The organism is Psychrobacter sp. AOP7-C1-14, from assembly GCF_052376135.1.
GTDB lineage: Bacteria > Pseudomonadota > Gammaproteobacteria > Pseudomonadales > Moraxellaceae > Psychrobacter.
On sequence record NZ_JBQSVH010000026.1, the window covers coordinates 24,223 to 36,674 of the forward strand.

The 12,452-nt window shown below is 44.5% G+C and carries 12 protein-coding genes and 1 pseudogene; 4 read left to right on the forward strand and 9 right to left on the reverse strand.

Annotated elements, in window-relative coordinates; translation table 11 throughout:
- Positions 1 to 156 precede the first annotated feature (156 nt).
- The 7 genes from glmS to hisF form a co-directional block, all read right to left on the reverse strand.
- Positions 157 to 2,001 carry a glutamine--fructose-6-phosphate transaminase (isomerizing) gene (gene glmS / locus ACT3QN_RS12770; RefSeq protein ID WP_444523005.1) on the reverse strand — a complete coding sequence of 615 codons (1,845 nt, stop codon included), beginning with the start codon at positions 1,999 to 2,001 and terminating at the stop codon, positions 157 to 159.
- A gap of 182 nt (positions 2,002 to 2,183) precedes the next feature.
- Complete coding sequence (gene glmU, locus ACT3QN_RS12775; RefSeq protein ID WP_444523004.1) at positions 2,184 to 3,560, reverse strand: bifunctional UDP-N-acetylglucosamine diphosphorylase/glucosamine-1-phosphate N-acetyltransferase GlmU; 1,377 nt, start codon at positions 3,558 to 3,560, stop codon at positions 2,184 to 2,186.
- A 166-nt stretch (positions 3,561 to 3,726) separates the two neighbouring features.
- A complete protein-coding gene (locus tag ACT3QN_RS12780) occupies positions 3,727 to 4,332 on the reverse strand; it encodes a phosphatidylglycerophosphatase A family protein (protein ID WP_444523003.1) in 606 nt (201 codons plus the stop codon).
- A 3-nt stretch (positions 4,333 to 4,335) separates the two neighbouring features.
- The gene (thiL, locus tag ACT3QN_RS12785; protein ID WP_444523002.1) at positions 4,336 to 5,367 is read right to left on the reverse strand and encodes a thiamine-phosphate kinase; all 1,032 of its coding nucleotides are present in this window, start codon (positions 5,365 to 5,367) and stop codon (positions 4,336 to 4,338) included.
- 8 nt (positions 5,368 to 5,375) lie between these two features.
- Positions 5,376 to 6,212, reverse strand: coding sequence for a transcription antitermination factor NusB (nusB, locus tag ACT3QN_RS12790; protein WP_444523001.1), 837 nt, complete (start codon positions 6,210 to 6,212; stop codon positions 5,376 to 5,378).
- Positions 6,213 to 6,428: 216 nt separating this feature from the next.
- Positions 6,429 to 6,950: a 6,7-dimethyl-8-ribityllumazine synthase gene (gene ribH, locus ACT3QN_RS12795; RefSeq protein WP_444523000.1), complete on the reverse strand. Its 522-nt coding sequence runs from the start codon at positions 6,948 to 6,950 to the stop codon at positions 6,429 to 6,431.
- Between the two features lie 185 nt (positions 6,951 to 7,135).
- Entirely contained in the window at positions 7,136 to 7,918 is a 783-nt protein-coding gene (gene hisF, locus ACT3QN_RS12800; RefSeq protein ID WP_101205985.1) for an imidazole glycerol phosphate synthase subunit HisF, read from the reverse strand.
- A 185-nt stretch (positions 7,919 to 8,103) separates the two neighbouring features.
- Here hisF and ACT3QN_RS12805 point away from each other — a divergent pair, with 185 nt between their 5' ends.
- The 3 genes from ACT3QN_RS12805 to ACT3QN_RS12815 are packed head-to-tail and all read left to right on the forward strand — an operon-like array spanning position 8,104 to position 10,581.
- On the forward strand, positions 8,104 to 9,267 hold the full coding sequence (locus ACT3QN_RS12805; RefSeq protein WP_444522999.1) for a homoserine kinase: 1,164 nt from the start codon (positions 8,104 to 8,106) through the stop codon (positions 9,265 to 9,267).
- 60 nt (positions 9,268 to 9,327) lie between these two features.
- On the forward strand, positions 9,328 to 9,672 hold the full coding sequence (locus tag ACT3QN_RS12810; RefSeq protein ID WP_444522998.1) for a hypothetical protein: 345 nt from the start codon (positions 9,328 to 9,330) through the stop codon (positions 9,670 to 9,672).
- Positions 9,673 to 10,581 (forward strand): class II glutamine amidotransferase, encoded by a 909-nt coding sequence (locus ACT3QN_RS12815; protein ID WP_444522997.1) that lies wholly within the window; start codon positions 9,673 to 9,675, stop codon positions 10,579 to 10,581.
- A gap of 26 nt (positions 10,582 to 10,607) precedes the next feature.
- On the opposite strand, the gene ACT3QN_RS12820 is transcribed toward ACT3QN_RS12815, so the two are convergent.
- Complete coding sequence (locus tag ACT3QN_RS12820; protein WP_444522996.1) at positions 10,608 to 11,180, reverse strand: YchJ family protein; 573 nt, start codon at positions 11,178 to 11,180, stop codon at positions 10,608 to 10,610.
- A 62-nt stretch (positions 11,181 to 11,242) separates the two neighbouring features.
- Positions 11,243 to 11,956, reverse strand: a complete 714-nt coding sequence (locus ACT3QN_RS12825) for a metal-dependent hydrolase (RefSeq protein WP_444522995.1) — start codon at positions 11,954 to 11,956, stop codon at positions 11,243 to 11,245.
- 126 nt (positions 11,957 to 12,082) lie between these two features.
- Between ACT3QN_RS12825 and ACT3QN_RS12830 the strand changes: the two are divergent.
- Positions 12,083 to 12,452 (forward strand): annotated as a pseudogene (locus ACT3QN_RS12830) (DUF3025 domain-containing protein); the annotation flags it as partial.

A 12,452-nucleotide genomic window follows, 5' to 3' on the forward strand; every position in this document is an offset into this window, starting at 1 on the left:
ATCCACTTCTGATGGTTTTTAGAGAGCATAAAAACCCCCTGCTACTTTTTTACTAAATAGTAGCAGGGGTTAATACATGAGCCAATAGGATGATACTTTATTACTCAGTATGAATCTTTATTACTCGCTCACAACGGATGTCAGCGAGTAGGTTTCTTATTCTACCGTGACTGATTTTGCCAAATTACGTGGTTGGTCGACGTCTGTACCACGCATTACAGCTACATGGTATGACAACAGCTGCACAGGCACGCTGTAGACAATAGGGGCAAGCGTCTCGCAAACATCGGGCACATATACTAAGTGCAGTCTATCTTCAGCGATCATTTGACTGGCTTCGCTAGCAAATACAAATAACTCGCCATGACGCGCATGCACTTCTTGCATGTTGGCCTTTAATTTATCAAACATACTGTCTTTGGGCGCTAGTACGACGATGGGCATGTCTTTGTCGACCAATGCTAATGGGCCGTGTTTCAGCTCACCTGCCGCATAACCTTCTGCATGAATATAAGATATTTCTTTTAGCTTTAGTGCGCCTTCTAGAGCAATCGGGAACTGTAAGCCGCGACCTAAGAATAGACAGCTTTTCTTGTCTTCAAAGCTTTCACTCATGGTCTTGATAGGACCATCAAGATTTAAACTGGCGTAGAGTTGTCCTGGTAATTGATGTAACTCACTTAGTAACGTACTTAAGTGTTCATCAGTTATGCGCTTCTGCGTGATGCCAACTTTCAATATCAATAATATCAATGCCACAAGCTGGGTGGTAAATGCTTTGGTAGATGCTACGCCAATCTCAGGCCCTGCTAACGTCGGCAAGAAAATATCTGTTTCGCGTACGAGCGATGAAGTCGGTACATTACATAATGCCAAGCTGACTAAGCCTTTTGGCGTTTGCTCCTGGATATCACGTAACGCTGATAACGTGTCAGCTGTTTCACCAGATTGTGAAATACAGATGACCAAAGTATTATCAACGACAACAGGATTGCGATAGCGGAATTCGCTAGCAACCTCGACGGAACAAGGTATACGAATAAGGCTCTCAAACCAGTATTTTGCGACTATACCAGCGTGATAACTGGTACCGCAAGCAATTACTTGTACATGACGAATACCTGATAACAGGGTCTCATGACGCTGTAAAAAGTCATCACGTAGTTTGGTGGTTTCGCCATTATCCAAAGCCATCTCGATTGTACGAGCGACAGCATCTGGCTGCTCATAAATTTCTTTGAGCATATAATGTTTGAACTCGCCTTTATCGGCGTTGTGCTGGGTTGCATCAATTTCATGTATCTGACGTTGGACTTCGACACCGTTTGCATAAACCTGAATACTATTGCGAGTTAATTTGGCGATATCGCCTTCTTCTAGATACATAAAGCGGTTAGTCACCGGCAGCAACGCCAACTGATCTGATGCGATAAAATTCTCGCCGATACCGACACCAATCACTAAAGGTGAGCCTAGACGTACAGTAATGAGCTCATCAGGGCAATCTACGTGTACGATACCCAATGCAAAAGCACCGTGCAGTAGCGGAATGATGGTGCGGACCGCTTCCAACAAGTCAGGTGTCTCTTTGTAGATATCATGGATCAGATGCGCTACAACTTCAGTATCTGTCTGTGAGGTAAACACGTAGCCTTTGGCTATGAGTTCTTCTTTTAGCTCAGCATAGTTTTCGACAATACCGTTATGAACGACCGCAATCTTGCCTGACACATGTGGATGCGCATTACGTTGCGCTGGCTCGCCATGGGTTGCCCAGCGCGTATGAGCGATACCAGTATGACCATCAAAAAATTCTGGGTTGGTAGCAACGGCATTAACCAGCGCCTGTACTTTACCCACTTGGCGCTCACGGTGTAGCTCACTATCACGGATAACGGTCAAGCCAGCTGAATCATAGCCGCGATATTCTAAACGCTTTAAGCCTTCAAGTAAGATATTAGCGATATTTCGCTCAGCAACGGCGCCTACAATTCCACACATGGCTATTCCTTAGATTTAATTTTTAGTGGTTCAATATATAATGGTATACGAGCAAAAAATTTGGTTTGTCGTTAATGATGAGTCATTAGCTTATAAATACGATGAAGCAGCACCACAAAGATTGCCGTACTGCTTAAATTGGTTCAAGAATGACTGGAATCGACTAAACTACCAATGAGCAGTTATTTTTTAGTTGGTCGTTGAAAGTCATTTTTTTGTACTTGGCGCGCACGCCCAAATGCCAACGCACTACCGTCAACGTTTTTAGTAATGACAGAACCTGCAGCGACAGTTGCTGTATCACCAATAGTCACAGGCGCGACTAAGCTAGCATTAGAGCCGATAAACGCATTGTCTCCAATGATGGTTTGCGATTTATTAGCACCGTCGTAGTTACAAGTAATGACACCAGCACCGATATTAACGCCTGTACCGACAGTTGAATCGCCGACGTAGCTTAAGTGATTTACTTTACTGCCTTGACCAATAGTCGATTTCTTAATTTCGACAAAATTACCAATCTTGCTATTATCAGATAGTACGGTATCAGGACGCAAATGCGCAAAAGGCCCGATATCAACACCAGCACCAATATCAGCGCGATCGATCACGCAATGCGGTTTGATGTAGCAGGCATTACCAATCTTGGCATTTTTGATGACAGAGCCCGCTTCGATATAGACGTTATCACCCAAGGTGCAGTCACCTTCAAACACCACATTAACGTCAATAAATACATCTTGACCAGCGGTTAACGTACCACGAATATCGACACGGGTAGGATCAGCGAACTGTACGCCAGTTTCTTGTAAGTCAGCAACTAGCTTGCGTTGCCAAGTACGCTCTAGACTAGCAAGCTGTTGACGGTTATTTACCCCTTCAATCTCAAACGTATGCTCAGGCTCAATCGCCGCGATAGTAATACCATCGGCAACTGCCATTTTGACAATATCCGTTAGATAATATTCTTGCTGCGCATTGTCGTTAGAAAGCTCAGGCAAATATTTGTGCAGTAGCGCATTATTAACGCAATAAATACCGCTGTTAATTTCTCTAATGCTTTGCTCTTCAGTATCGGCATCCTTTTGTTCAACGATGGCTTCGATATTACCTGATTGGTCACGTTTGATACGACCCAAGCCAAATGGGTTATCGACCGTCAACGTCAGCATCGACATACCATCAGTATTGGCAGTTTTTAATGCCGTTAGCGTCTGGCAGCTTACCAATGGTACGTCGCCATAAAGAATGAGACTTTGCCCTGACTTAGGTAAATCAGAAAGAGTTACTTTAACCGCATGGCCGGTCCCTAACTGCTCAGTTTGAGCAACCCAAGTAATCGATGCTTGTGTGTATTGATTGGTAATTTCTGATTTTACTTGATCACCACCAAAACCATGGACAACGATGGTTTCATCAACCGTTAGCTGATGACAAGTGTCTAGTACATGGCCTAATAAAGACTTTCCAGCCAATGTCTGCAATACCTTTGGCTTTGCCGACTGCATACGTGTGCCTTTACCGGCAGCTAGAATAATTACAGAAAGAGGTGATGTCATAATAGGCTCACAAATGTAACAAAATATAATATTGGATTATAGCGCAAAGGTTCATTCAGAAAAATGTTGTGATGTGCAGGCTTTGTAACTTGAACACCGATAATTTAAGTAAGCAAAATAATATATAAGACAGCTAAAACTGTAGTAAATACTCTGTGCGCTAATATCAAAAAGACATAAACATCATCACAATGATATAGATAACTAGCCAAATGACCGCTGCCATGATGCCTGCAATAATATCATCTAACATTACCCCAAGACCGCCAGCAACTTTCTGGTCTGCCCAGCCAATCGGTGGCGGTTTCAAGATATCGAATACGCGAAATAGGATAAAGGCGGTCGGTAGCCAGCCCCAAAACATCGGCATCATCATTAGCGACAATGTGTTTTCAGTTTTAGGAAATAAATAGGACAAAATGTAAGATAACGGTAATAAGGTAATCCACATACCTGCCCATTCATCCCATACAATATGTGGATCATCGTGTACCTGCATCAACTCAGAAGTACGCCCACAGATCCAAACACCAACCAAACAAGATAGTATAGTCAGCACTAAAAAAGGAATAAATCCCAGACTCATGAGAGGTACGCCCACAATCAGACCACCAACGGTACCCCAAGTACCAGGTGCACGGCGTGGTAAACCACTACCTAAACCTAGCCCAAGCCAGTAAATCATACGGTCAAGCACACTAGCACCAACTGGTAGAGGTGGGCAGTCATTTGCTTTACGGATATCAGGCTTAGATAAGTCGTGATCAGTCATGGATTAGCCTGTAAAGTGTTGGTAACCAGTAAGATTGGGCCATGTTAAAAACGGTGCGGGCTGAGTTGGCGTCACTGGCTGATTTTGATAAAACAGTTCAAGAGGTGAACTATCAGGAGGCTTGGTGTTTGTCGCTGTAGGGTCTGCTAGTGCAGTTACTTCACCAATACAGGTAACAGACGTGTTGCCTGTAGGCGGTTTGATATGCGCAGGCAAAGTAAATGCCAATTCATAATCATCGCCGCCCGCTAGCTGACCTAATAAGCGATCAGACAAATCGGCAGTGGATAATGTCTCACTACTCGGTAGCTTATCTAAATAGATGCGCATGCCTACAGAGCTCTGCTGACAGATATGACCAAGATCTTGATAAAGACCGTCGGAGATATCTATCATCGATGTTGCACCCATCTTTGCCAGTGCTGCACCTAGCGCAATACGCGGCGTTGGCATATGTAGACGATGCGCCAACGCTATACCTTGTGCGCTGTCAGGATGCTGTAAGGCGAAAGCAGCATCACCAAGTGTACCTGAAACATAAACCTTATCACCTATTTGCGCACCTGAGCGGTAAACGGCAGGTGTGTCTGCGGCAAGCAACCCCTGTGCGCTGATGCTGAGCACTAAGCGCTCACTGCGCGTCGTATCGCCACCTATCAGCGCCACACCAAACAGATGGCACGCATGGAATAAGCCTTTAGCAAATTCAGTAAGCCATGCTTGATTTGCTAGACGTTCAGGTAGTGCCAGCGCTAACATAATACTATGCGGCGATGCGCCCATAGCAGCGATGTCTGAGACATTGACAGCGACAGCTTTGTAGCCAATCGCAAACGCTAACTCGTCAACCTTTTGCCAATCAGCATGAAAATGACGACCTTGAACCAGCGTATCAATACAGCTAACCAAGCGTGATCCTACTGGCACCGCCATCACAGCTGCATCATCACCGATGCCTTTTTCGATACCAGGTAACGGCGCAAGCGTGGCCTGCATCTGTGAGAATATACGCTCAATCAGCTCAAACTCGTTCATGATTCATCTTAGTCTTTGGTATCGTTAGCGTTTTTCTTGCTCGCCCTAAAGTCACTGATATTTGCACTGGCTTTACTGGCGCTGCTACGTTTGACATTAGCTTTGTTAGCACTGATACGCGGCTTGTTTGATGCAGTAGGCTCATCGACGATAGCGCTTTCTTTTTCAGCAGCAGTTTCAACGCTGTCCACTGAGTTTGCTTCAACCTGCTTAGATGCCACTTTTTGTGAGGTACGTAGGTTGGCGTTGGTATCTGCTTGCACTTCGATTGCGCGCACTTCAACAGCCATTTTGTCCAGTACCGCATTAATCAATTTATGAGCGTCAGTCGCCCCAAAATGATTATTTAGCTTCATTGCTTCATCAAGCACGACCTTGTAAGGAATCTCTACACGGTTTTGTAGCTCATACGCGCCAATCAGCAAGATAGCATGTTCAACAGTATCTAACTTATCAACCTCACGATCGAGATGCTGACTGATCAAGGCATCAAGCGCTTCAATCTGCTCTGGGATGTCACGCATCATTTCATGGTAATAGCCGATATGGACGGTATGCATGGCATTGGTTGCACGCGTGCGAGCAGCAATATCATGCGGAGCGTTGGCTTTCCAGCCAAGCTTGCCATCTACATCAAAGCGGCGATCAGTGACGAGCCATTCGTATAGTCCTTGCATCGCAAAGCGACGTGCCTTACGGATAGCAGTGTGACTGGTCTTATAAGAAGACTCACTCATATCGAAGGTTTGATCACCTGCACTACTGCTCGCTATACGAGTAGCTTCAGCTTCATTGGCTTGTGCGGTTTTCGCAGCGCTGATAGCGCGCTTGAGTTGGTCAGTCATAGGGGGTCTGTACCTAAATTTTTGAGATGATACCCAGTCAAAATATGAATTGGCAAAGTAGCTTTTTAGCTTTACTGATTCAACATCTTAAAAGGTATAGAAATACGGCGAAAATTCAAAAAGTAGCCAATTTTTTTGATAGCTGGCTAGTGCTATAAGGTGCTGTTATTACTAAATAGCAGCACCCTTCAAACTGGTAAACACGAGCTTTAAAGCTTACGCTTCATCGATATTGTCATCAATATCTAGTTGTGACAAAACAGCGATCATTTCTAATACAACCATCGCAGCTTCAGAGCCTTTGTTACCAGCTTTGGTACCAGAGCGCTCAATCGCTTGCTCGATGCTGTCAGTGGTGATTACGCCATTAGCAACAGGAATATTATAATCAATAGCAACACTGCTCAAACCTTTGGCAGATTCGCTAGCAACAAAATCAAAATGCGGCGTGCTACCACGAATGATTGCGCCTAGTGCGATAATTGCGTCAAAACGATCTGATTCAGCAGCACGCTGGGCCACAAGTGGTAGCTCAAATGCGCCAGGCACACGAATAACAGTAATGTTGCTACCCAATACACCATGACGGAGTAGGGCATCGATTGCACCATCAACCAATGACTCAACGACAAAACCGTTAAAACGACCAACAACGATACCAATGCGAGCATCAGCGTTTTGATGTAGGTTACCATCGATATGAGTCACGTCGTTGCGCTGCTGTTGTAAATTCGACATAAAAAATCCTTTGCTTAATAAGCGTTCAATTGAAATATAGGCGTCAATAAATAGCTAAATAGTCTGATGCGTTCAATCGACTCGGTCGCCTATTATTTTGGCGTTGCCCTAGTTAATTGAACGAAAATAAATGGTTAGCGCTATGATAGCATTTTTTTGGGTTTTATTTGTATATTACGAGCGTGCTAAAGACGCATCTGTATTCCTTGCGCTGCCATATACTCTTTGGCTTCCAATACCGTGTACTCGCCAAAGTGAAAAATACTGGCGGCAAGTACGGCATCTACGCCGCCTTCTAGTACGCCTTCTGCTAGATGTTGCAGGTTGCCGACGCCGCCTGAGGCAATAACTGGTACATTGACGCGACTCGTAATTTGTTGCATGAGTGCTAAGTCGTAGCCTTTTTTGGTGCCATCACCGTCCATCGAGGTGACCAGTAATTCACCAGCGCCTAATTCAGCCATTTTGCTTGCCCAAGCGACGGCATCGATACCTGTTGGCTTGCGACCACCATGAGTGAAAATCTCCCAACGTGGTACGACGATACCATCAACATTGATATCAGCGACGCGTTTGGCATCGATAGCCACGACGATACACTGGTTACCAAATTTCTGCGCGGCTTCACCAACGAATTCAGGCGTAAATACGGCTGCTGAGTTAATGGCTACTTTATCCGCGCCAGCATTGAGCAAATTGCGAATATCAGCGATTTTACGCACGCCGCCACCGACAGTCAGTGGAACAAATACCGTTTCTGCCATGCGCTCAACAGTATGATAGGTGGTATCGCGCTCATCATTAGTCGCCGTAATATCCAAAAAAGTAATCTCATCAGCGCCCTGTTCATTGTAGCGTTTGGCTACTTCGACAGGATCGCCTGCGTCTTTTATATCGACAAATTGCACGCCTTTGACCACGCGGCCATTGTCAACGTCCAAGCAAGGAATGATACGCTTTGCTAACATAGGGTCTTTCACCTTATAATCAATTCATAGGCGCTAGTCTAGCAAAATCACTGCTATTTCAGGCAGGTTTTCGCAAGATTATTACGCTTTTCACCATAGTTTTATCATGCGCGATACAATTGCTGTCATTACCGCATAAATTTATCCTATTTAACCTCTTATCCAATTGCTATAAGTGAGATGTCATGTCTGTCTATACCCAGTTAACCGATGACCAGTTTGCCGCCTTTTGCCAAAGCTTTGGCGTGTCGTTTGCCCGCGCGATTCCGATCACTCAAGGTATTAAAAACTCAAACTGGTTTATCCAAACGACTGATGATATAGACGGCACCCACTCTTACGTGTTCACTTTATTTGAAGAGCGTCCGCCCGCTGATATCGAAAAAATGGCGGTTATCCTCAATCAATTAAATGGCAAACTACCAGTTGCCGCGCCGCTAGCTGTTATTGACTCGAATAGCTCGCAAACGGATGGTGATGATAAACGTTATGTCATCCATTATGAAGACAAAGCGATTACCTTAGTGCCATGCCTAGCAGGTTCACATCCAGAGCAAACCACGCAAGCGATGTGTCATGATATTGGTGCGGCGTTAGCAACGCTGCACGAAACACTACAAGCACTGCAGCCAAGTGAGCAATATGGCGTGCCTTTGTATCCATGGGCAGATGTGCGTGATCGTGAAATGCAATTTATGCCAGGTGATGAAGCCAAGCTGATGAGCGATATTTGGCGTTCTTATTCAAAATTGCCACTGGCAACCTTGCCAAAAGGTCTGTGTCACTTAGATATGTTTGCCGATAATACCTTATGGAACCTACAAAAGGGCGAAGCGCGTTTGACAGGTCTACTAGACTTTACTGAAGTCAGTGTCGAGCATTACGTGATGGATATTGCCATTACTATCAATGATTTTTGTACGACGTGGGGCGTTGCGGAACAAGGCGAGTCCGTAAACTTTGACCGTAGTAAAATGGCGGCATTCTTACAAGGTTATGAATCGATACGCCCACTAAATAACGATGAAAAACATGCACTACCTGTTATGCTAGCAAAAGCGGCGGTGATATTTTGGTTGTTACGTTTAAATGTGATTCATTACAACCGTACAGAAGGCCGTACGGGTGATAATATCATGGTCAAAAATCCTGACTTGATGAAACGTCTAGCTGCTTATCATTGGGCGCATGTCGAAAAATCACAAAATACCGTATATGTGCTATTAAACAAACAGAACAATCAGGTAGTCGGCGTATTTAGCAGCATTACGCAAGCTGAGCAAGCGCAAGAAGCATTAAATAGTAGTGAGTCTGCAATCGAAGAATATACACTGGATCAATTATCGTAAGCGTTGCTTATTCATTTATTCTGGTACCGAAATCTAGCACCAAACCTCAGAGGCGAACCCATGACCGATCAAGTTGATAACTGGCACAAACTGGTACGCTATGACACCAATATGCAAGGCGAGTTGCATGCCAACTTGCTGAGAAATAACAATATTACGGTATCGATGCAAGCGTTAAGTAGTATCCCAGGCATGAATTCAGGCGCGGTACTTTGGGTGCAAGATACGGACTTAGCAGAAGCTCAGCGCATTTTGGATACCATTCCAACTGATGGTGCTGCTCTACTTGATGAAATGAGTGATGCTGACTTTGACGCGCTATCTGCTGCTCAGAGTAATTCTACTCAAAGCAACCCGATAACAGGTGATGATTCGCTTAATAATAACAATGGCGGTAACGATTAAATGTGTCAACTCTTAGGTATGAACTGTAATACCCCAACTGATATTGGTTTTAGCTTTGCAGGATTTCGCAAGCGTGGCGGGATGACGGACAGCCATGAAGATGGTTTTGGTATTGCCTTCTTTGAACGAAGTGACTGTGTGAATAATGACGAAACGACAAATGACTCAACGGGTCTGCGTTTGTTTCATGACAATCGCCCAAGCCATTTGTCACCAGTCGCTGATTTGGTCAATAACTACCCAATCAAAGCCATGAATGTCATCGCGCATATTCGTAAAGCGACGCAAGGACAGAACTGCTTGGCAAACACCCATCCGTTTGTGCGTGAAGTATGGGGTGAGCAGTGGGTATTTGCGCATAACGGTCAGATGAATAGCGAATTTATCAAACGTTGTCAGCGTCTACAAGACAATGGCAACGCCTCACATTGTCAGCCAGTCGGCTCAACTGACTCAGAGATGGCATTTTGTTATTTGGTCAATCGCCTAAAAAGCAGCTTTAAGTCGCGTCCTGATGACAAAACACTGTTTAACTTTTTGACCACGCAATGTCGTTACCTGTCGGCTAATGGTTTATTTAATTGCTTAATCTCAAATGGTAAATGGCAGCTGGCTTATGCGGGTAGCTTATTGTTTTATCTCACGCGCAAAGCGCCATTTGGTGAAGCGAAATTGTCAGATGATGATATGGCGATTAACTTCGGTGATGTGACCACAGATACGGATAAAGTCACTATCTTAGTGACCGTGCCGTTGACTGAAAATGAAAAATGGCAACAGCTAGCGGTCAATGAATGTCTGATATTTCAAGATGGCGATGTCATCTATAAAGACAGCCCGAGCCAGCGCAAGTTTTTGACGGTTGATGAAGGGATTGCGATTGCACGAGCCGTTGGGGCGAGTGTTTAAGATGGGTGGTAAACATCTAATATTATTTAAATATAACCCCCGCAACAACGCTTAAACTTCTCACCTGATCCACAAATGCACGGTTGCTTTTGCGTAACAGTCATCGCAACCGTCGGATCTAAAAAGTACCAGCGTGCATCGTTACTAGCCTTGCTTTTTACCTTTACAAAAGCAGATAACTCATGATGCGCCTGTACTTTTTCTTCTAAACTGACTGTATTATCTTTGGTATTAAAATAAGCCTTAAACTTAACCTGCGCATGACGTTTACCCAGCTTTGGCGTGTGTTTTACAATCTCTAGTCCTGCCCAGTGCGTTTCTTTTGCCCAATTTTCAATTGCTGCACCATCAAGTAACGCTTGCTGTGCAGGCAGTGTGGTCTCAACGATATACTCTGGTTTCACCAACACAAAGGCACTATAGCGCGACCGCATAAGCCGCTCGGCTGTCTCCGCTTTTATACCGTCTGCTTTGTCAGCATCATCATTATAAAAAGCATCATGATAAGGCTGACAGCAGTCTTGATAGGATAGTGGAGCGTTTGCCGTCTCTGCTGTTGGATTGGTTTGGCACGGGCAAATATTTAGGGAAGGTTGCATGTTTTACTCTAATTTTTGTTTGGGCTTATTCGTTTAGGCTTAATAGTCTTATGATAACTTTATTACAGTATGCTTTTTATCAATTCTGGCAATATACCAACTTTGAGCTGCGCCCATGCAGAAGGGTCGCTCAACCGTGACCAAAACATCTCAAAAGGCGGAGCGGCATATACCAGCAACGCAAGGATAGTATATAAGAGCAGGTACCACCATTTGTCTTTTGGCTGATAAAACTTCATCGCCGTGCCCGATGAGCGCTTCATTTTCATATTAGATAAATTGACGCTATACAGCTCGTCCAATGATAAGTGCACCATCGCGCCACCAAATAAGAATAGACCATAAAACCAGCTAGTAGTCAGTGGTAGGTGCAATCCATAATAACTTAGGCACGTCAAACCCAGTCCCAGTATCGCCATGTACGGCACAGAGTGGATGACACCGCGATGCACAGTCATCGTCGTAAAAATATGGAAGACGACATAGCGCATAAAACCGTAGCCTGCCAGCCACAATATCATTAAGGCGAGTAAGCTCAAATCACTACGCCAGTGCATGACTAGACCAAAGGCAAAGATAAACGAGGTGATATTAAAACCGAGCTTAATCGGTGTTGAATTATCAGAATCTAAGTCAGGCAGCAACCCACCGATAGTACCAAGCGCCACACACACTAAAAACCCTGAATCATCAACCAATCCAGCTTTATAAACCGTCAAACTTAGTGTGCCGCTGACCATAAATGCGACATTTAAGTGGGTATTGAAATTTGCCATAAAACTCATTCATCCATAGCGCTCAAAAAGTCCTTCCGAGCTGCATATCTAGCAGTAAAAAAGCGCACCATGATACCATAGACCGTCTATACGTCTAATAGATATAGTCCGTAAGAGAGAGCTTCTATGCCTGCCAGTGATTTACCCGCTACACTCAATTCCGATACTCATACCAAGCAGCTACCTGTAGTAGAAGGTCAGCTCGATAACAGCTTTGCTGAGATTGATTGGCAAGCGCCTTGGTTATCGCATATCACTCAGTTGAGTCACATCAGCAGCACGATTGAATGCCTTAGTCGCTCAAGCTCGCAGAGAGATGATTTGAATGGTTTGGATAATGTGAAAAGCCTAAATAAGCACGATATAAATGCTTCCGATATCAATACGCCTGACACGATTGCCAAAGTCTTAAAAACAGCGATGGCGCAGCAGGCTGATCACTTGCAGCAGCCGTTACCGCATACCAAACCTGCCCATGACCACAAATTTCAAACGC